Origin of the sequence: Dyella monticola, assembly GCF_003363155.1 — a bacterium.
GTDB lineage: Bacteria > Pseudomonadota > Gammaproteobacteria > Xanthomonadales > Rhodanobacteraceae > Dyella_B > Dyella_B monticola.
In genome coordinates, this window is record NZ_QRBE01000002.1 from 44,419 (window position 1) to 64,717 (window position 20,299).

At 58.6% G+C, this 20,299-nt stretch carries 16 protein-coding genes; 7 read left to right on the plus strand and 9 right to left on the minus strand.

Annotated elements, in window-relative coordinates:
• The first annotated feature begins 231 nt into the window (after positions 1–231).
• The gene (locus DWU98_RS04095; RefSeq protein WP_147293206.1) at positions 232–1,860 is read left to right on the plus strand and encodes an alpha/beta hydrolase; all 1,629 of its coding nucleotides are present in this window, start codon (positions 232–234) and stop codon (positions 1,858–1,860) included.
• Between the two features lie 24 nt (positions 1,861–1,884).
• Positions 1,885–2,451: a DoxX family protein gene (locus DWU98_RS04100; protein ID WP_230474669.1), complete on the plus strand. Its 567-nt coding sequence runs from the start codon at positions 1,885–1,887 to the stop codon at positions 2,449–2,451.
• A gap of 33 nt (positions 2,452–2,484) precedes the next feature.
• Here DWU98_RS04100 and DWU98_RS04105 read toward each other — a convergent pair whose 3' ends face one another.
• From DWU98_RS04105 to DWU98_RS04115, 3 genes are all read right to left on the minus strand, one after another.
• Positions 2,485–4,236, minus strand: coding sequence for an MOSC and FAD-binding oxidoreductase domain-containing protein (locus DWU98_RS04105; RefSeq protein WP_115494238.1), 1,752 nt, complete (start codon positions 4,234–4,236; stop codon positions 2,485–2,487).
• Positions 4,237–4,249: 13 nt separating this feature from the next.
• A complete protein-coding gene (locus DWU98_RS04110) occupies positions 4,250–4,693 on the minus strand; it encodes a hypothetical protein (protein ID WP_115494239.1) in 444 nt (147 codons plus the stop codon).
• A 70-nt stretch (positions 4,694–4,763) separates the two neighbouring features.
• Positions 4,764–6,980 (minus strand): TIR domain-containing protein, encoded by a 2,217-nt coding sequence (locus DWU98_RS04115; RefSeq protein ID WP_115494240.1) that lies wholly within the window; start codon positions 6,978–6,980, stop codon positions 4,764–4,766.
• A 397-nt stretch (positions 6,981–7,377) separates the two neighbouring features.
• Between DWU98_RS04115 and DWU98_RS04120 the strand changes: the two genes are divergently transcribed.
• Positions 7,378–8,940, plus strand: a complete 1,563-nt coding sequence (locus DWU98_RS04120) for a hypothetical protein (protein ID WP_230474670.1) — start codon at positions 7,378–7,380, stop codon at positions 8,938–8,940.
• A gap of 87 nt (positions 8,941–9,027) precedes the next feature.
• Here DWU98_RS04120 and DWU98_RS04125 read toward each other — a convergent pair whose 3' ends face one another.
• On the minus strand, positions 9,028–10,209 hold the full coding sequence (locus DWU98_RS04125) for a right-handed parallel beta-helix repeat-containing protein (protein WP_158544953.1): 1,182 nt from the start codon (positions 10,207–10,209) through the stop codon (positions 9,028–9,030).
• 428 nt (positions 10,210–10,637) lie between these two features.
• The gene (locus DWU98_RS04130; RefSeq protein ID WP_158544954.1) at positions 10,638–11,273 is read right to left on the minus strand and encodes a helix-turn-helix transcriptional regulator; all 636 of its coding nucleotides are present in this window, start codon (positions 11,271–11,273) and stop codon (positions 10,638–10,640) included.
• Between the two features lie 89 nt (positions 11,274–11,362).
• On the opposite strand from DWU98_RS04130, the gene DWU98_RS04135 reads away from it, so the two are divergent.
• A complete protein-coding gene (locus DWU98_RS04135; protein ID WP_115494244.1) occupies positions 11,363–13,327 on the plus strand; it encodes a M61 family metallopeptidase in 1,965 nt (654 codons plus the stop codon).
• 35 nt (positions 13,328–13,362) lie between these two features.
• Here the strand turns inward: DWU98_RS04135 and DWU98_RS04140 are convergent, their stop codons facing one another.
• A complete protein-coding gene (locus DWU98_RS04140; protein ID WP_230474671.1) occupies positions 13,363–14,226 on the minus strand; it encodes a helix-turn-helix domain-containing protein in 864 nt (287 codons plus the stop codon).
• Between the two features lie 173 nt (positions 14,227–14,399).
• On the minus strand, positions 14,400–14,567 hold the full coding sequence (locus DWU98_RS21890; protein ID WP_158544956.1) for a hypothetical protein: 168 nt from the start codon (positions 14,565–14,567) through the stop codon (positions 14,400–14,402).
• A gap of 110 nt (positions 14,568–14,677) precedes the next feature.
• Between DWU98_RS21890 and DWU98_RS04145 the strand changes: the two genes are divergently transcribed.
• Positions 14,678–15,583, plus strand: a complete 906-nt coding sequence (locus tag DWU98_RS04145) for an alpha/beta fold hydrolase (RefSeq protein WP_147293207.1) — start codon at positions 14,678–14,680, stop codon at positions 15,581–15,583.
• Here DWU98_RS04145 and DWU98_RS04150 read toward each other — a convergent pair.
• Entirely contained in the window at positions 15,540–17,135 is a 1,596-nt protein-coding gene (locus DWU98_RS04150) for an MFS transporter (RefSeq protein WP_115494246.1), read from the minus strand. The genes DWU98_RS04145 and DWU98_RS04150 overlap by 44 nt on opposite strands.
• A gap of 281 nt (positions 17,136–17,416) precedes the next feature.
• Between DWU98_RS04150 and DWU98_RS04155 the strand changes: the two genes are divergently transcribed.
• On the plus strand, positions 17,417–18,454 hold the full coding sequence (locus tag DWU98_RS04155; protein WP_115494247.1) for an alpha/beta hydrolase: 1,038 nt from the start codon (positions 17,417–17,419) through the stop codon (positions 18,452–18,454).
• Positions 18,455–18,473: 19 nt separating this feature from the next.
• Here DWU98_RS04155 and DWU98_RS04160 read toward each other — a convergent pair whose 3' ends face one another.
• On the minus strand, positions 18,474–18,899 hold the full coding sequence (locus DWU98_RS04160; protein WP_115494248.1) for a DUF3830 family protein: 426 nt from the start codon (positions 18,897–18,899) through the stop codon (positions 18,474–18,476).
• Positions 18,900–19,301: 402 nt separating this feature from the next.
• Between DWU98_RS04160 and DWU98_RS04165 the strand changes: the two genes are divergently transcribed.
• Complete coding sequence (locus tag DWU98_RS04165) at positions 19,302–20,255, plus strand: hypothetical protein (RefSeq protein ID WP_230474673.1); 954 nt, start codon at positions 19,302–19,304, stop codon at positions 20,253–20,255.
• Positions 20,256–20,299: the final 44 nt, after the last annotated feature.

Here is a 20,299-nt window from a genome sequence, read left to right on the forward strand (position 1 = left end):
GTTCAACGCCGCCGGGCTGCCGCAGAGAAGGCAGTTATCAAGCAGCGCTCAACAGTCGCACGTTATGAATGCGCATTCTTCGGGAACGGAGAAGATCAGATGGTGGAGGGTCGTCCGAAGCATGACCGTAAACCTCGCCGGCTTTCGGTCATGCGAACGTTTGCGTGCGTGAGTTGCATGGTGTGGATGGCGGCGTATGTGTCCGGTTGTGCATCGACTGGGGAGCGAGGCTTGTTCGGGCTTTCTGTGGAGGCGCTACTGGAGAAGGCGCAATCATGGGAGACCGATGCCATCCGCGCGCAGTCGGCACAGGCACAGGCGTATGCGTGGTTGCAGTGCGCGACACTGGCGCACGATGCGATGAGGGCCACAGAAGCGGCGAAAGAAACGGCAGCCGGTCTACTCGCGACGCAATGCAGTCGGGCCTTCTTCGATCTCGTCGCGCAAGGTGGCCCTATCGATGTGGCGCAAGGGCGGACAACCCTCGAAGGCATTCCCGTCCGCGTCGAATTTCGTGGCATGCCCGATAGCCTCGGAAAAAGCGCCTACCTGGAACCTGCCGATCAAGTCTCGATGCTGCCTCTGGCTAACGTTCGTTATCACCATGCCGGTTTTGGCGTGCCGCTGGTGGCGTTTGCATTGCCGTGCTCTGATCGGGCTATCTGCCGCCTTTATCCGCCAGAGGGTGTTTTTCGACCGGCGACCCTGTGGCTGGAGGCGGCATCGGGCACCGGCGCATATGACGACATGCCGGTACTTGTGCTGCAGAACCCGGTGCTCCAGCCCGAGCATACGGCGGGTACGAATCGCTATGAACTAGCCGAAGATGCGTCGGCGCCCTACGCGCAATTGTTGGAAAGAACGCGTCTGAAGCGACTGGCATGGTGGGGCATGATCGGCGGCGCGGAAGTAGGCAAGCGGTCTGGCCTGTTTCTCCTGGACGACTACGATCCAAACAAAATCCCTATCATCATGATTCACGGCGTCGCCGGAAGCCCATTGATCTGGGCGCGATTGAGCAACGCGATCATGGGCGACCCCGAACTGCATCGGCGCTATCAGATCTGGCACATCGTCTATCAGAGCAATGCACCGCTGCTGGTGGAGCGCTACCGTGTGCAGCATTACATCGATGAAGCGTGGAGTGTTCTGGATCCAAGTAATCAAGCCCCGGCACGACGAGGCGTCGTGCTGATCGGGCACAGCATGGGCGGTGTGATTGCGCGACTGCTTTGCGCACAAAGTACGCCGGCGGTATGGAGCGCCGCCTTTACCGAACCGTTGGAAGGCCTGCATGCCGATGCGGCGGATCTGCGTGCACTCAAGGACATTTTCGAGTTCGAGCCGTACCCGGGCGTCAACGAAATCATCTTCATGGCTGCGCCGCAGCGCGGAAGCCCCGCAGCGGAAGGATTGCTCGGGCGCATGGTGGGATTACTGGCCTGGAGGAACATCGAGGAGATGGCCGCCGTCATGCGCATCGTTGGCCAAAATCCAAAGGCCATCCAACCCGCGCTCCAGGCGATGTTCAAGGTCGGCCACATCACCAGCATCACCAGCCTGCGTCCCGACGAACCCGTGACACTCGCGGATGAAAAGCTGATGCCGGCACCTGGCGTGCGCTACGACACGATCGCCGGCGTACTTCCAGGCATAACGCCGCCCGGGGACGGCTACGTGCCATTGAGTAGCGCGCTGCTGCCGGGCTCCACGACAACATTGATCATCCGCTCCGATCACAAGGTGCCAGACAGGCCGGAGGCGATTGCTGACGTGCTGAAAATACTGCGCGCGCACGCCAAGCAAATCGCTTCGACCGAAAGCCTCTCTGCTGCCACAAAGGATGGTGGCTCGCCTTGATAAAGTCGCCTCAACGAATGGAAGATGGCTGTAACCAAAGCCGTTATCGCGGCGAATATTCTTGGAGTCATCATCACAGTAAGGTCCATGCCGAAGACAAACTTTCTCCGTAAATTCGCCATTGCACCGTTACCACTTCCATGCGGTTGGTACGCACTGCCGCTTCGCCTTATCGTGGGCTATGGGTTCATGGAACACGGCTATGCGAAGCTTATGCATGGGCCCGGGGTTTTTATTGGGATTCTTCACGCTATCGGCTTGCCCTTTGCCGACTTCTTTGGATGGGCGACCATCGTGATCGAGCTTCTGGGTGGCTTGATGATTCTTGCGGGCGCTTTGGTGCCGGTAGCCACTATTCCGATGATTGTAGTTCTGTTGGTTGCCACATTCACGGTTCACTTGCCCAACGGATTCAGCTCTATCAAGCTCATGTCTTACGACGCCGCGGGCGCCCATTTTGGTCAGCCCGGTTACGAAACCGACATGCTCTATTTGGCTGCCTTAATTGCGTTGTGCATCGGCGGTGCCGGTCCGCTGTCGCTGGATGGATGGCTCAGCAGGCGTCGCAAGAGCATCAACGGATCCAAATAGAGATCAGATGCTTTTATCGGCGATGGGCCGGATTCAAAGATCGATTTCGATATCGGTCGTGGGCCGCGCACAGCATATGAGCACATTGCCATTGACGGGCGCGTCGATCGGCTGTGGGTCGTAGCTGATGTGGCCGCCGATGAGCGCGGTCTCGCAGGTGTGGCACACGCCGGTACGGCATGCCCACCGGACTGGAATGTCGCAGGCTTCGGCGAACTCAAGCACGTTTTGGAATTTTTCGGACCATGGTATGGCCAAACCGCTTCGACTGAAGCGAACGATTGGCCCGTCTCCTTGAGGCCCTTCGGGTACGTGAGGGCTTCTAGCCGGCCCTGCAACGATACCTGGCGTTATCGACGCTACGCTGCCGAAGATCTCCGTATGAATAGTTGCGCTCGTTACGCCCATATCCTTCAGCCCAGTAACGAGATCGGCGATGAAACTCGACGGGCCGCATAGATAAAACTGGGCCGTGATGGGTATACCCAGCCGCTGGACCGTTGCTACGCTGATGCGTTCTGACACATCGAAATCACGTCCAAGCCGATCTTCGGCGCGTGGCTGACTGTAAGCGACAAGAACATGGACACGAGGCAGGGCGTCGAGCAGATGACGCACTTCCGAGGCAAAGGGATGCTCTGCGCCATTGCGTGCACCATAGATCCAATACACATCACGATCGATGGTTTGGTCCGCCACCAGCTGATGAAGCATGCCAAGCACTGGCGTGATGCCGATGCCCGCGCTCAGCAAGGCAACCGGCTTTTTATCGTCTCGCAGCGTAAATATTCCGCGCGGCGCACTGACTTCGATAAGATCGCCCGCACGAACGCTGCTGTGTATGTACCGGCTTCCATCGCCCGAACCGAGCTTTACGCTGACGCGGTACATGCCTCCTTGGCCCAGGTTGGAAATGGAGTAGCTGCGAGTGACCACCCCGCCGCCCACGGCACCGGGAAGACGCATCACCACAAATGATCCGGCTGCAGGAGGGGACAGATAAGGAGGTTCGTTTGCGGTCAGGAGCAGCGACTTAACGCTGTCGCTCTCCTTGACGACCTTGACCACCTTGAGCATACGAAAACCCTGCCACGCCACTGCCGCAAGCACCGGCGTGAGTCCTGCGTTACCTGGCGATCCCGACGTGTTCGCCAGTAGCGCCTCGAACGAACGCCTCCATCCCGGACCAAGCGATGGCTCGCTTGCGGCGCGTCGGATGCGATCTGCGGGATGCTCGGGCAAATAGAGCAGGGCATCGACTTCTGCGACGGTCAATCCTTCGCGGCCTTGCTCGGTGCGAATGATTTCGTCGCCCGCGCCGATCTCTCCCTCTTCAATGACGCGAAGATAGAACCCGGGCCTTCGATGCGAAACGAGTAGCGCGGGCATGCGTGGTTCGTCCATCCGTATGCCAACGCGATAACACGTGACACGCGGCTGCGACACTTCCAGCAGAGCGCTGCCGATGCGATATCTGTCGCCGACGCACACCTGGTCGTCAGCGAGGCCCTCGACCGTCAGATTCTCTCCGAACATGCCGTATTCGCTCAGCGTCCGGTGCAGCACCTGCTCCCAATAGCGGTAAGAAGCGAGCTGGTAGACCATGACAGCCCGATGCACGCCACCATGGCTCTGAGGGTCCCCTTGCGCATCACCATCGATATTGAGATGCCGCACCATCACCCGCTGGTTTACCGGGTGTTTCCAGATAGCCGTCCGAACGACCTTGCCCCGCCACGCCACGTCGGCCGGAAGGCCAACATTGACGGAAACGACGCGGCCCATGGTTTGATCGATCTCAGGTGTTCTTGATGGTCGGGTTCGGGCTCTCCATCCCGGTGCCGCAACTGAAGGTCAGCGGGATGCCGTAGACCTTGTTGCCAAAGGTTGCGAACAGTTGGTAATGCCAGATGCCCTCGCTGCTTCTGTCATGGTGATGGTTTTGCATGCTGATCGCCTTGCCATGGTGGCGAAGCTGCCGGAACACCTTTTCACCAGGATGCCGGACGAGCCAGGCGAAGCCTGGATTTTGTGCATCATCCAGCGCGCAGAACTCGCCGCTGCTCGCATTTCCCGTCAGCGTCCAGGTAATGGTGTAGGGTTCGTCGCCAGCGGTGATTTTCTCGAATTCCTGATGATGCTTACCGCGATTGACGACCAGAAGGTTCGCTTCCCATCCGTCCGTTGGGTCGCGGTAAAGCTCTACGTTCATGTCGATGTTTTTGGAATTGCCGTGCTTCATGGAGACCTCCCGAGTCTGGTATCTATGGGCTCCGTACCTGATCGAGCTTCCATGCCTTCGACTGATCCGATCAGTCGGAAATCTGGCTCCCCTGGCTCTGCGCCAGCATTCGTTTCTGGAACTCCGCGTTGACCGGATAAGCCCAATGCCCGCGCCGCAAGATGGCGAGCCACTCGGCATCGCGATAGCCGCTATTCCACAACTGCTTGGTCAAGGCGTGTACCTTCGCTGTGTCGCCAAGCGCCAGGAGCGCCTGAGCTTCCATCGACAGCAGACGAGGATCACCTTGGCCGCTGGGCTGGTCCTGCGCGGTCGCGACCACGTCCAACCACCCGCGCCTGGCTTCGTCTGTATTGGAACTGGTGGCAGCCAGCAGCAATTGGGCCGCCATATTCATCAGCACAATGGAGCGCTCATGCGGTTGCTTGGCGAGCAACGGCTGGAGTGCATCCGTCGCCAGCTGTGCTTGCGCGCGCGTGTCGTCCACGTGACCCGACGCCAGCGACTCGGCCGACTGTTCTGTCAGTATCTCGCCATGAAGCCGCTGCACGGCTGCGTCCGTGGGGTTTTGTCGAACCAGATTGCTGACGACGGCGAGTGACTGCGCGGTAAGCGCTTTTGCTGCATCCAGATCACCGTTCAGACGCTTGAGACGGGCCAACTGTCCACAGTAGCGAGCCAAGTCCTGCTGGAAGTCGCCGTTATCCGGATTGTTCTTGACGAGTTCTTTCGCCGTGTCCACCGATTGCTGCATGCGGCGGATGCCCGCGTCGTCCGCCCCGGCCAGCGCGAGCGTGCGCCCGAGAATGGCTTGCACGGTAAGCACGGTTTCACGCTGGCTGATGTCTTGCGGATGCTGCGCGGCAAGCATCGATTCGATGGCGTAATCGGCTTGATACTCGGTTAGTGCGTCGGCCAGGTCGCCGCGCAGCAGGGCCAGCTTGCCCAGATTGTTATGTGCGCCACCCAATTCCGATTGCCAATCCGCTCGCTCGGGCTGCGCCGCGACCAGCTTGTGGGACAACGCCAGCGCGCTCGTGTAGGGCCCGCGCGCCAGGTCGAGCTGGCCGCGTGCTTCCAGCACATGGCCCATGTCGTTGTCGACCATTTCAAGTTCGAACGTCAATTGGAGATTTTGTGGCGCATACGGTTCGGACTTAAGCAAGATGCCGCGGGCTTTTTCGAAGGCGTCCTGTGCCGCATCGAGCCGCCCTTCGTCCCAGTGGGCCATGCCAACGAAAGCTTGCATGCGCGCCCATTGCACCTGCCGTTCAATATCGTGCGGCGCTTTGGTTGCCAATGACGAGGCGAGCGTTGATGCGGTATCGAATGACGCGATCGCCTCGGGAAGATGGCCTTGCTCCTGTTGCACCGATCCGATTTTTTCCAGCATCTTGACGCGCTGTGCGAGCACTTGATCGGTAACATCGGTCGTCGGCATCGACGCAAAGTACGTCATGGCCTTGTTGTCGACATCCTGGATGATGTCCAGTCGCTCGGCTTGATGCAGCTTGTCGTTGAGGTCGCCGAGCATGAAGTCGACCAGATCTTCGGCCTGTCGCTGACGGCGCTCGGCATCCGCGCGCGCCACTTCGGCGGCGCTGCGCGCATGCATGGCTACGATCGCCAGTGATGCGGTGATGGCAGCCACGCTCATTGCCATGGCGGTCATCATGCTCAAGCGACGATTGCGTCGCTGCAGCTCGCGCTGCTTGAGGCTGTCGAAGCTGAGGTCGAGCATGCCGGCAATCAACTTCAGCTTGGCATTGCGCCGGCCATCTTTGCCGGCCCTGGCGTCCGCGGCGATGGGTTCGGCTGGTGCGTGCGTCAGTGTTCCTAGTGCGTCGATCTGCGAGCGCAGCGCGGGCGCAAAGCATTCGTGTTGCTGAGCGTCGGGGCGTTCGCTTGCTCCCGGTTCTCCATCGACGATCAAACAGAAAATACGTTCGCTGCGCCCGAGTCGTTTGTACGCGAGCACTTCCTCCTGTACCCATCTGGATATTGCCGAAGACGGCGAGCAAATGACGATGAGATTGGCCGATTGCGCGAGGGCTTCGCGCACCTTGTTGCCCAGGTCGGTGGCGCTGGCCAACTCGTCACGGTCGCGGAAGATGGGAGCAAGCCGGCGCGGTGTGCTCCCGGCTGCCGTCTGTTTGCCGACCAGGCGCGACGGCACGCGATACGTCTCCAGCGCCTTGTGCAACCACGCAGCCCAGGACGCATCCCGGTGGCTATAGCTGATGAATGCGCGATACCGATAATCCGGTGTCGCCAGTGGCTGCGTCATGACGCCTCGCTCCAGGAGAAGGCTGGGCCTTCCTGGCCATGGACGTCACGGAAGACCGGGCAGTCGTTGGTGCAGCCCCATCCTCAGCGACCGCGTGAGCCTAGCACCAAAGTGTGATTCACATCACATTTTGGTGCTAGGCTCGCCTCCGCGGGCGCTCCAGGGCAGTTGCGCAAGGGCGGGGGAGGGCCAGCACCCGCGGGATTTCCTGGGTGCAGTGCCAGCACGGGCAGCGCTGCGCTTGGGTGGGGTTTTCGATCCTCGCTGCGCAGAGGTTGTCATGACACCCCTGGTTATTGGCGTCACGAGTCACCGCAACATCGCGACCTCCGAGGTAGCGCCGATTCGCGAACGCGTACGCGCATTTCTGGCGCAGCTCAAAAGCGAGTTTCCATCCTTGCCGCTGGTTGTGCTCTCCGCGCTGGCGGAAGGTGGGGATCAGCTCTTCGCCGCCGAAGCATTGGCAACGGGCGCCCGCCTGGTGGTGCCTCTACCACTGCCGAAGGAGATGTACGTCGAGGACTTTGCCGATCGTGCGGTTCGCGCACAGTTCGAGGAGCTGCTGCAACGGGCCGATGTGATCCGCCTGCCGCTGCTGAAGAGCCAATCGAGGGAGGAGCTGCAGCATCATGGCGAGGCGCGAAACCGCCAATATGCAAAGGCGGGGGTGTTCATCGCCAGCCACGCACATATTCTCGTCGCCATTTGGGATGGCAAAGATTTGGGGCGGCTTGGTGGAACCGGACAGATCGTCAAGTATTACCTCCACGGTTCATTGCCTGGCATCACCGAACGCTCTCGCCAGGCGCGGCACATTCTCAGCGGCGGCGACGAACATCTGCTCTATCACATCGTTTGTTCGCGCGAAGGTGAAAACGGCGCGGTTGCTCAGGGGTTGAGCCCTTTGCAGGCACTCTGGCGCACAGGAGACGACATATCGCCAAACAAGCGTATGCCGCAAGAATTCGAGCTGATGATTCAACACATGGTCGAATTCAACGGCGACTGCGCCAAGTACATCGAACAGATCGACGCGTCGGATGCCTTTGCAATCGCCGACAAGAGCGCGATTCATGACATAGACCATCTATTTCGATCCGCCGATTGGCTGGCCTTGCATTTCCAGAAGCGAGTCCTGCTTGCACTGCGCATCACGTTCTCGCTCGCAGCGCTCATGGGCATTGCATTTACGCTCTATGCCCACCTCACCCAGGAAGACAACATGATCTATTTCTTCCTGCTGCTGTTCGCCTGCGGCGGACTGGTTGCCGCGCTTGCACACCGGCGCGAGTGGCATAGGAAATATCTGGACTACCGTGCGTTGGCCGAAGGCTTGCGCGTCCAGCTTTATTGGCGGCGAGCAGGTATTTTGAAAGATACCGATCACGAGTTCGCGCATGACAATTTCCTCCAAAAACAAAATGTCGAATTGGGTTGGATTCGAAATGTGATGCGCGCCATGGGCTTGCAGCCCGTCAAGAAACCCGAGCCTGATGCGCTCACTGGCGTTATCAATGAATGGGTGGGGGAATCGGGCCGATCAGGGCAACTTCATTATTTCGAGAAAAAGACCGCCGATTGTGCAGGCCTGCATCACCTTACGGAAATCATCGGATCCATCAGCCTATGGACGGGTATTTCCATCAGCGTATTTCTGGCCATGTTCGCGCTCAAATTGCCAGAAGCCATCAAGACGACATTGGTGATGATCATGGCCGTCTTTTCCATTGTGGCCGCTGTCCGCGAGGCGTATGCGTATCGCAAAGCCGACAAGGAACTGATCCGGCAATACCGTTTCATGCAGCGCATTTTCAGCGGGGCGCGCACCGCGTTGGACCGCACGAATGATCCGACCGAAAAACGCAGCATCCTCCGTTCGCTGGGCGATGCGGCACTGACCGAGCATGCAGAGTGGACACTGATGCGGCGGGAGCGGCAGGTCGAGCACAGTAAGTTTTGATCGTGTTGTTGCAAGCATCGCATCCCGAGGAAGTCACCAGAAAAAGCCGCATGGATCGCCTCCGGTCGACCCATGCGGCCTCGCGCGTTACTTCGGAGATATGATGTTGTTCGACTGCGTGATATTGGTCGCCGTCGGGGCGATCTCAATGTCGCGCGGGGTCGTACTCTTCGAGAAAATCGACTTGCCGTGCGCGTAATACCACGCATCACCGTTATAGTTGATGGTGTTGTCGGCAAGCGTTACGTAGGTCGTGTCGACGGCCAGGTCCACACCGAACAGGTAGTTCTGGCTCAAGGTGCTGTCGGTGATGCTTACGTTTTTAGGACCGCCGGAATAGACGCCAAAGCCCTTGTTGTTCTCGGCCGTGACTTTGTATAGCGTCAGGGCGTCCACGTTGTGGTGAAGCTCAAGGCCATTACCGTCATTGCCTGAGAGGTTGGTGTTTTCCAGGCGTATTTGCGAGGCCCAGCCTTGCGCTCGCGGTTCGATGTCGATGCCCGACTGCGGCGCCGTGCCGTTGGTGCCGGTGAACGTGCTGTTCACAACATAGACGCGATTGGAAGGTGTGATCGACATGCCCTGGCGTCGATTGTTTTTGGACGTGACGCGGTTGAGCGTTACGTTGGTGGCTTCCACCATGCCTTTGCCTGAGCCGAGCGCGCCGATCAGCAGGCCGTCACCCCAGCAGTCCTGCACGGTGATGTCATGGACGTAGACATTGTCGGAAGACGAAATGTTGATGCCGTAGCCCCATTCGCCGCCATTGTTGCCGTAATGGCTGTAGCGATCGCCAATGATGCCTCCGCCGACGATCTCGACGTTGTTGGCGTTCCAGACCTTCACAACCCAGTAGCGCCTGGCGTTGTTTCCGATCGCCTTGAGAGCGGCTCCGCTCGCCAGTGACAGGCGGGTGTGTGAGCGCAAGCTGATCCCGTCAAGCGCATTGATCATGTATGTGCCGTCCGGCACGTCGATCGTGCCACCGCTGGATGGCAGTGCATTGATGGCGGCCTGAATGGCCTTGGTGTCGTCCGTGGAGCCATTTCCCATGGCGCCGAAGTTGCGGACATTGAGGACGGTGGAGCCAATCGACACGCTAGGTGTCTGTGTCCACCAATTGGTTGCGAAAGCCGGAAACGTCACCATCGATAGTGCAAGCGACGCTGCGGATACCAACATTTTGCGGTTGAGTTTGTTCGCTATGGATACACCCTGATGCGGGAAGAAGTGCCCCTGTGCGCCTTTCAGCGCAGACCTATTTTTCACGTCTGAAAATGCCTCTTTGCTGTGGATGGCGGGACAAAGGTGCGTCATCCACGTGTGAAATTGCAAACGTGAAAGTTTGGGTTAGGTTCAAGTTTGTCAAATCACCGCATACGTATCGTGTTTTTTGTACAATGTGCCGCTGGAGCGGGGCGCTTTTTGTCTAAACTTCATCTATGAATAGACGCCTATACGTCTATTAAGAAAATGGAATTGCGGCTTATGAAGGTCCTCAATAGGCTTTGAAATAACAAAGCCATCACCCCCTTTCTGGAAAGTTTGAGGCGAGTCGCCGTCAACGACTCGCGCCCAGGCGGCACGGTCTGATGGGTGCGTGCCGTCCCTGCAACTTTGGCTCGCCGCACGTGTTGATCGCAGGCGTGTATCAGTGAATCAAAAGTGATGTTGCCACTTCAGAACACCGCCAGGGACTAACGCTCGCGAATACTTTTCAAGTAGCCATATAACCCTGCGCGCGAAATGCTCATACGCTCGGCTACAACGGCGGGCGCGTTGCGGACATTCAACAACCCGGCCGCATCCAATTCGCTGATGAGCTGCCGCCGTGTGCCGGGGTCCATCAAGGGCGCGGCGACGCCTGCGCGTGCTTCGAAACTGCCGATGGCACGCTCAAGTGCCTGGCGCCAGTTGTCGTGGAAGAACGGCGCATGGGGTTCCAGCGATCCTGGCAGGAAGGCCAGCGATGCAACTTGTTCGCCAATGTGCTCCAGTGCCGACACATCAAAATTGATGCACATCATGGCCATCGGCCGCGCTTCATCGTCGCGAAGCGTGGCGGTAACCGAACGCAAGTTATGCCCATCGCGGTTGACTTTCCGGTAGGGGCCGATGACATCCCGTTTCAGCGTGGATTCGTCGAATCGATCATCCGCAGATGACTGGCCGACACGTCGCTTGGAGAAGGCATTGACGATGTAAGCGATCTGGTTGGTGGTCAGGTCATGGATCACTACTTCGACATGTGGCTTGAAGAGTGCAGCCACAGCATCGGCGACAGGGAAGAAACGGGTTAGCGCCGCGCGTTTTGTTTTTGCAGTTTTGGCCATGACGTTTGGCATGGAGGAGCGAAGTTGCCTTGTTTTTACGCCAACCTGGATATATTGTCCAGATTAAACACAAAGTCCAGGCACAACCAATGAACGTTCCACGCATGGGCATTGACCGATACTTGCGCATTGGCTTGGCAACCATGGCGTTGTCCTTCTTGATGGCAGCGACCGCCACAGCACAGGTCGGTTCGGGACCGATCGCCAGCCCGTTGCCGCCACCGCCGCCCACACCCATGGATCGGCCGTTCCAGGGCACGATCGAACTGGCGGTCAATGCCACCGACACCGATCACCAGATTTTTTCCGTCCACGAGACAATCCCCGTTCAATCGTCGGGCGACATCGTTTTGTTGTATCCCGAATGGGAAACGGCCAGCCACGCGCCGACCGCCACAGTGACGGAGTTGGCGGGTTTGATGGTGCGCGTTGACGGCAAGCCGTCGGATTGGACGCGCGATCCGGTGGATATGCATGCCTTCCACATCGACGTACCGAAGGGCGCCAAATCCATCGTGCTGGATTTTCAGTTTCTCGCGCCCGCGTCGGCCCACATGTTGCGGCCCGACATGGTTATCGTACCGTGGCAGCGCGTTTTGCTTTATCCGGCCGGCTGGTATGTGCGGGATATTCCCATCGCCGCGACGCTCGCGCTCCGGCACCGTCTGACACCTTACACGGCCCTGGCTTATTACGCGGTCGATGACGGTACGCTGCACTTCCGGCCTGTCACGCTGGAGCAATTGGTCGATGCGCCCGTCTATGCCGGCGCGTTTACACGTCGAATATTGCTCAACGACGATCCCACCAGGCCGGTGGCCCTGGATCTGTTGGCCGACGCGAACGCCGACCTTGCTGTGACTCCACCTGAGATCACGCGCATGAAAGCGCTCATCGCGCAGACTCTGAAAACGTTTGGTGCCCCGCCGTATCGCCACTACGATGGGATCGTCACGCTCAGCGATAGCCTATCACCCGACGGCAATGCTGGCGGCGTCGAACATCTGGAAGAAGGGGAGAACAATCTCCCCGCCAATTACTTCACCGATGCAGCCAAGCAGCTCAACAACCTCGACCTGATCGCGCACGAATTCGTCCATGCATGGAACGGCCGCTGGCGCCAGCCGGCCAATTTGTGGTCGCCCACCTTCAATCAGCCGATCGGCGGATCGCTATTGTGGGTGTATGAAGGGCAGACTGAATTCTGGGGACGCGTGTTGGCTGCCCGCGCAGGCTTGCGCGATCGCCAGCAGACGCTGGACAAACTGGCGCTGGATGCCGCCACCGTCGCCAACCGTAGCGGGCGGCACTGGAAAGACTTGCAAGACAGCACGAATGATGCGATCTACATGGCAAAGCATCATGTCGCGTGGCGCGATTGGCAGCGGCGCGAAGACTACTACCCCGAAGGGGTGCTGCTATGGCTGGACGTGGACGCACGGCTGCGCGAACTGAGCCACGGCCAACATGGTATGGACGATTTCTCGCGCGTTTTTTTTGTCAAAGACAGTGCACAAACGACACGAACCTACACTTTTCAGGATGTCTGTGATGCGCTGAATAAAGTGGCTGCGGATGATTGGGCGGCGTTCCTCGATCGGCATCTCCACGCCCACAGCACGGATGAGGCGATTGCCGGCCTGGCGCGTGCGGGCTGGAAACTCGTGTACACCGCGACGCCCACCGAAACCTTCCGTCAGGATGAGGAAGAAGCCGGCGTGATCAATCTCGACTATTCGATCGGTCTGCAGGTCAGTGCGGATGGAGATATTCAGTCAGTTCGCTGGAACAGCCCCGCCTTCCGCGCGGGTTTGTCGCCGGGTTCTCACGTGGTCGAGGTGAATGGGCAACCCTTTTCGACACATGCGCTGTTGTCGGCGATCCAGTCGGGCGGATCGACACCGCTACATATCCGCGGCGATATCAATGGGAACGAGCGCGTCGTCACCATCGACTATCGGGGAGGGTTGCGCTATCCCCATCTCGAACGTATCGCAGGTACGCCTGACCGCCTTTCCGCTTTGCTCGACGGACGCGCTGGAGAGCACCCGTAACAGTCAACAGGTTGCTGTAACCTGCGGATACCCTGTTAGTGACCGAGCATCTGAAGGTGTTTCGCTTCGGTGATGTCGTCTGCAGGAAACATGCATTCGATGCGAATCTCCTGCGCACAGATCGTATGCGGTGTTCCCACCGTCGAAACCATCGAAAAATAGTTCATGACGATGCCATCCTTGGCGAAGCTCAAGGGGATCACGGGCGAACTCGGTGAGATGGCATGGGCGTTGGATGTCATCCACTCAGCCTTGACGTCAGGGTAGGCATGGAGGGCGCGTAGCAACGCCTCGGTCTTTTCGTCCACGACACGTCCCACGGATTCGCGATGCACACGCTGGATCAGGCTATGCACGGTCTGCTCCCAGTTGACCACGAATGGGCGCATGCCTGTGGGATCGAAGATGAGATGAAGCATGTTGCGCGGTTCGGGGCGCGTCGACATATCAATGAAGCAGTTGAAAAAACGTGGGGCGTCATCGTTGGTCATCAGGACATTCCAGTATCGGTCCATCACGATGGCAGGGAAGGGCGCGTGCTGATGCAGCATTCGCTGCAACGCTTTGCGAAGGCTGAGCATTTCCAGGGCTTCAAGTGGACTGTCTGAATAAATCGCCGCATAACCGGCGGCCTGCAGGAGCAGGTTTCGCTCCCGCAGTGGAATATCCAGTGCCTGGGCGATCTCGATCAGTGCCTGGCGGCTTGGGTTGCTTCGGCCGCTTTCAATAAAACTGATATGGCGTTGGGAAATGCCTGTATCCAGCGATATATCAAGTTGACTCTTCCCGCGCTTGCTACGCCAATGGCGCATCAATGGGCCCAGTTCGTTTTGAACGCCGCCTTGCGAGGAGTCTTTATGGAGTGCGGAGGCCATGATCGTGCCGTTGGTGATGGGCATGGGGACACCTAGGATAATCCGATGATGAGTAGGGTGGTTGCCAGGATCGGTGCCTGCTGGACGGATCGCATGAGCTCCTCAATGAATGAGAGTGGGGAGCCTCGTCGCGAAAAAGGCGATCACGTGCGCCCTGCAGTCATGGACGTCATCACTGAAGGGACGGCAGGCGCTTATCAAGCACTCCAGGCGTGTGCGTGGAAGTCAGCTTCCAGCGGCGGCTCAGCCGCGTTGCCGGCGTAGTTCGTGATGGTCGATGCCGCGATCATCGCAAACACTTCCAGCGGGTGCTCAAAACCAAAGCCAGCCTCCAGGAACGTTTCCTTGCAGTTATTACTATGCAAAATGGCAGACGGTGCCTCAATTACCTGCTAGGTAATAGCTACAGGCGCGGAACGTTGGTCGATCCACGGCGAAGTGCTGTAATCGCAAATCGTAATAGGCTAGCTATCCCATGCTTGATTCCATGCACTCCGGTCGTCACAGCGGTTTTCGCCCCAAGTGTTCCGCCTGGGTAGTCGCGGCTGCGGCAATAACGCTGTTCTATTTTGCCTTCCCCGCAGCCCTTCTTCGTTGGAATCTCGACCGGCTGGTCTTTAGCGCATCGCCTGATGATCAAACACATGAAGACAAGAGGTTTGAGTGGGGGGTGGCACCGGGGACAACTATCGTGGTGCGCCGGTATGGCGAAGCAGGGCATTCCTGTGTCTTTTTCTTCCCAGGTCAGCACGGAGGGATCGCCGGCTATGAAAGAACGCTTTTCCCCTCTATACGTAGCCTTGGTGCGGACATCTATGCGATTTCATATCCCGGGCAGGATGGTGCCAGAGGCCAGTCTCGGATTGATCTCTTACCGGACCAGGTTGCGTTAGCGATTTCACAAGTAAGCAAGCGCGGCCTTTGCAATGCGAGCCATAGCGTCTTCATCGGTCGATCGCTGGGTGCCACCGTTGCGCTTGTAGAAGCATCCCGGTTCAAACCTGAGGGGCTGCTCGCGGATGGGCTCGGGGCAGAACTGTCCCAGGTCATCCGCACCTGGATCGATCGCCACTGGTCACTGATCGGCTGGAAATTACTTCCCATCCGTACCCTGGTAGGAAGGCAAGACTTTTCGACCCCGTTACTTATTGAGAAAACTCCATCCATGCCTGTAGTGGTATTTCAGGGAACCGCTGATGAGGTAACACCGTACGCGCTCGTGCAAAATTTGCCCGAAGGGCACCCTAATGTGTGCCTTATACCTGTGGTAAATGCGTCGCATGAAAACGCATACCTCCTTGCACGCGACGCTTACATCGAAAATCTGCGCCTGATGCTTAAGGCGAATGCCGCTGCCGCCGCACATCCTTGCCGTCCGTGAACATCGAAGCGCTGACCGCACTTAATAACGCCAACGCGGTCGATAGCAGCATTACCCATCGAAAGCCCGAAACAAATGATGCTTTCACCGCCTGCTTCATTGCGGCTACGGTCACTTCTCCATAGCCACCGGGAATCGTAATGCCCGCAAGTTTCTGGCGCTGCGCCAAGACCGTCGAAACAAGTTCAGCCGGCGCATGCAATTTGCGCAATTCGCTGTTCAAAGTGGCATTGAAGACGAGTGTGAGAATGAATCCAAACAAAGCTATCGCCAAGAGCGCTGCCGTTCGCGATGCCGCGTTATTGATTCCCGATGCTGTACCTGCGAGGTCTTTGGCGACACTGTTCATTACCGTCGTGGTCAATGGCGCCACCGTCACGCTCATGCCAAGGCCAAGAGTGCATATGGCAGGGAAGAACGCTGTCCCGTAGCTGCTATGCGAGGACGGCAGCGCAAGCAGGACGAATCCCACGGCGGCGATCGCCGGTCCGGTCACTAACGGAAGCCTGGAGCCGAATCGGTCGACCAGGCCACCTGTCCAGCGCGAAAGTAAGAACATGATCGCGATGAATGGCAGCAACGCAGCTCCCGCCGCGGTCGCGCCATACCCTTGTACTTGAATCAGGTTCAACGGCAAAAAGAATAGACTGCCCCCCAGCGCAGCGTAGAGCAGCAACGTGAGAACGTTGGCGACGGCAAAGTTACGCTCGCGAAAAAGCGCCATGGGTAGCATGGGCGACGCAACGCGCGCCTCGACGAGCCCGAACAACAGTAGCGCGACAACGCCGGCAGCCATGGAGCCCCAGATCGGTGCCGTTGACCAGCCACGGCTGGGTGCCTCGATAAAGGCCAATACCACCCCGCCCAGACCGATCGTCACCAGGCTGGCGCCCCAAACATCGATGTTGCCGGCCTTCGTGACTCCTTTGCTCTCGGGCACTTTCGCTGCGCATATCGCCAACAAAACAACGCCCACAGGAACATTGATCAGGAAGGCCCACCTCCATGAGAAGTGTTCGACGAGAAAACCACCAATAACCGGCCCGATGGCAGCCGTGATGCCACTGAAGGCCGACCACGTGCCAATGGCAGCACCGCGTTCCGATTGAGGGAAGGTTGCACTGATTAGCGCGAGGCTGCCTGGAACGAGCAAAGCCGCACCGATCCCTTGGGCGGCGCGCGCGATGATCAATGGTTCCATGGCCCAGGAGAGCGAGCAACCGATCGAGGCCAGCGTGAACAGACTCGCGCCAATCATGACGATTCGCTTGCGACCGAAACGGTCTCCCAGCGCTCCACCCACCAGCAGAAGGGAGGCGAGAAACAGCGCGTAGGCCTCCATCACCCATTGCGCATCAGACGTTGCGGCGTTCAACTCGCGCTGGATGGAGGGAAGCGCGACGTTGACGATCGTCCCATCAATAAATGCCAAGCTGGATCCCAGAATGGTGGCCACGAGCGTCCAACGCCGCAGCCGCATCGCGCAAGGCGTTGCCGGTGCGCCCTCGAGCACTATGCTTTCTTCGCATGGAGGTCTTCCAATTTGGCTCATGCGCTTCACCGAAGTCGGCCCTACTCACTGGAGCCATATCATACGGGTGGTGGTCCGTACGTCATTCTGCGCGACGCGACCGTGGATTAGGCACGCAGGAGCACGAATCACAAAAGCGGACCAAACAAGTGCGAATGAAACGTTCGCCAACGCCACGATCCCGACATATCGCATTGACCTCGGAGATCCTATTCACCCTGGAATGTCCCCCATTGGCCTATTGCCACCTTCCATGCATAGCCCGATGATTTGTCAGCTGACCAGGCAATGTCTCTCCCATCATGAAAACACAGCTACGACGATCGCTGGCATCACTATGCAGCGTTTTGCTATGTGGGGCGGTTATCGAAAAACCCGCTCATGCCTTCGACGCTGCTGCAGCGCCTTACTACCATGCCCATCGTTTAGTCGAAATAGCAGCCGGGCGTAAGCTCAATCTGTATTGCGTGGGGTCTGGCAGCCCGGTGGTCATATTCGATTATGGCTGGGGTGGGCCTCCGACTGCATGGGAATACATCCAACCCGCTATCGGGCGTCTGACAACCGCTTGCACCTATGACCGCGCCGGTTATGGCTTTTCGGATGCGGGTCCGCTGCCGCGCGATACCTCTGCGTTAGTGACCGACCTTCATCAATTACTGGTAGCGGCGCATTTGAAGCCGCCTTACGTGTTTGTCGGCCATTCGTTGGCCGGGTTGAACGGCGCGCTGTTTGCCGACAGGTATCTAAAACAGATGGCGGGTATGGTGCTCGTCGATCCTGCTTTCGCGCATCAAGATGAAAAGTTCAACGCGATACCTGGCGTCAAGGAAAGGTTCGCGTCGTTCGCGCCTGATTATGCGGAATGCATTGCGGTGGCGAAGTCCGGACAACTGCCCACGGATGCCAAGCGGATACAGGATTGCCTGGACCGGGATCCGCACGACAATGCAACCGCAAGGGCCGTCAAAGACCGGTGGGATATGAGCGTGGCTCATTGGATCACCTTGCAATCCGAAGACGAGTCTTCCAGCCCGCTTTCTTCCGGCGGAAACCTCGACGGCGCTGAATTGGATGCGGCCCGACGCAACTGGGGCGACCTTCCCTTGATCGTTTTGACCAGCAGTAACAAGCATTACGCGGGATTCCCCGCCAAACAGATTTCAGCGATGAGCGAGCTTTGGAAGAGTGGACACGATGAGCTTGCCTCCCGCTCGACACGCGGTCGCAATAGTGTGGTCCCCGGCTCGGACCACTACATCCAGCTGGACCATCCTGATGCGGTGATCCAAGCCATCGAACAGGTATTGAAGATGGCAAACCAACGACAGACGGAATAAAGCAACAGTGCTGCGCTGACTAGATTTGTTCGAACAGCACGTCTTGCGCGCCTTCCCAGAGCACCTTGACGCCGAGCTCGCGCAGACGTTCCTTGCCTTCGACGACAGTCAGGAAGTGATTGCCGGCCAGTTGCCCCACCTTGCTCGCAAAGCAGCAGGAGCCATACGCCAGGATGATCTCCGTTTCACTATATCCGCCGGGATAAAACAGGATGTCGCCCACCGACGGATGGCTCGTGTGATTTTCAAAGCCCACGGCGTTGCCGTCGTTCTCCAGCTTGAAGTCATCGAGCGGCACCCAGCAACCTTCGCCGCTCCAGCGCACGTGGATCAGCTTCTGGCGATATGGCAGGAGATTCAAAAAGGCGCGCACCGTTTGTGGCGCAGCCGGGTGGGTCTCGGCAATAAATTCGTAGCCGCCGGAGGTGATTCGAAGTCGCGTCATTGCAATCTACCCGCTTGGTCAGGTTGAACGGGATGGCTAGCCGTTATTTTGTGCGCGATAGCACTCGTTTTTCCATTGCCTGTATCTCGCGACAAACTCCCTTTGGGCGATTAGACAGGGTTATAGGGGGGTAAGGGTGGGTGGGCTGCCTAGCACGCCTGATGATAGTGAGGGCGATCGCAAGTTCGTCGCGCAGATAGCGCTTCTCCGGAGCCAAAGGGCATGTACGTCCTCGGCCCCGGTTTCCTCGTTGGGCTTTGCATCAAGGGAACCCTTGGTAAAAGAACGTGTCTACCAACGTTGGCCGCAACACGCGCGGACGGTATGCGTAAGTTTTGCGCGGGTAATGGGCTTGAATGAGGCTGTGTCATCGAACGTTCCGGGCAGGGCCGACATCAGACCTTGGGTCACAAGCATTGGCGACAGCTGGCGCTGACGCGCCGGATGCGGGTGCTCGTGCTAGCGTTGGTATTGGTGCTGCACGCGTTGTTCGCGCTGATGCTGTGGTCTGCGATGCGGCCGATCGCACCGGTTGAGGACGATCAACTGCTGATAGTGCGTCTGCTGGATGACACCAGCGCGCCGCGCGCCGCGCCGCCGCCAGCGCCACCCACACTGCCCGAGTTAGTAGCGCCCCCTCGCGCCCGCCCCGTGTCGCACGAGAAGCCACGTCGTGATGCGATGGTCGTGCAGGACCATGAAACGGCACCCGCGCCGGCGGCCTCCGTAGCCACACCGGCCTCAACCCGTTTGTTCGCCAAAGATGGCTCGATACGGCTACCGCCCGCGCTGACGAACACCTCGGTAGCAGCAAGCGTCAAGACCAGGCCGGCCAAGCCCGCGGACGATCGTCAGATCATGCGGCACGACATTAACCCCATGCACTTCAAGCCCACGCGTTTCGATAAATATTTTCCGCCTCCGAACGAAACAGCTGGTGGCGCGTTGGGTCGTCATATAGGCGATGCAATCCAGGCGATCGCCAAAAGCATGTGCGATCCCACCAAGCGCAGTACGGCTTCCAACTTGCTGTGCGGCGTGCCTCCTACACCGCCCTCGCCCATGGATCGCGACGAGCGCCTCAACCTGCCGCCGCCGTCGCTGGTCGGCGATCCGCAACCGAGCAAGCCACTGCCACTGTCGACCTGCATCGCTGAGTACAACGACAGCAAGCCACTATCGTATGGCTGCCCGATAAACACGCCTGACTTGGCCTTCCAGGCCGAAATGCGTGTATGCATTGATCTCTTCCGCGCAGGCAAGCGCCTCAAGACCTGGTGCCCAGCCGACACGCCCAAGCGCGCAGCCGCCGAGTCGTCCACGCCAGCGACTTCCTCGAGCGTGGGTTCGCACTGAGCTCTCTATTTGACTTTCTACTCCCCGGTTTCGGACGCTCTGTG

Bases quoted from the DNA above. Each gene is read 5' to 3' on its own strand.
- DWU98_RS04100 (WP_230474669.1), top strand. From the start codon at position 1,885: ATGGCTGTAACCAAAGCCGTTATCGCGGCGAATATTCTTGGAGTCATC.
- DWU98_RS04105 (WP_115494238.1), bottom strand. From the start codon at position 4,236: ATGGGCCGCGTCGTTTCCGTCAATGTTGGCCTTCCGGCCGACGTGGCG.
- DWU98_RS04110 (WP_115494239.1), bottom strand. From the start codon at position 4,693: ATGAAGCACGGCAATTCCAAAAACATCGACATGAACGTAGAGCTTTAC.
- DWU98_RS04115 (WP_115494240.1), bottom strand. From the start codon at position 6,980: ATGACGCAGCCACTGGCGACACCGGATTATCGGTATCGCGCATTCATC.
- DWU98_RS04130 (WP_158544954.1), bottom strand. From the start codon at position 11,273: ATGGCCAAAACTGCAAAAACAAAACGCGCGGCGCTAACCCGTTTCTTC.
- DWU98_RS04135 (WP_115494244.1), top strand. From the start codon at position 11,363: ATGAACGTTCCACGCATGGGCATTGACCGATACTTGCGCATTGGCTTG.
- DWU98_RS04140 (WP_230474671.1), bottom strand. From the start codon at position 14,226: ATGCCCATCACCAACGGCACGATCATGGCCTCCGCACTCCATAAAGAC.
- DWU98_RS04145 (WP_147293207.1), top strand. From the start codon at position 14,678: ATGCTTGATTCCATGCACTCCGGTCGTCACAGCGGTTTTCGCCCCAAG.
- DWU98_RS04150 (WP_115494246.1), bottom strand. From the start codon at position 17,135: ATGAGCCAAATTGGAAGACCTCCATGCGAAGAAAGCATAGTGCTCGAG.
- DWU98_RS04155 (WP_115494247.1), top strand. From the start codon at position 17,417: ATGAAAACACAGCTACGACGATCGCTGGCATCACTATGCAGCGTTTTG.
- DWU98_RS04160 (WP_115494248.1), bottom strand. From the start codon at position 18,899: ATGACGCGACTTCGAATCACCTCCGGCGGCTACGAATTTATTGCCGAG.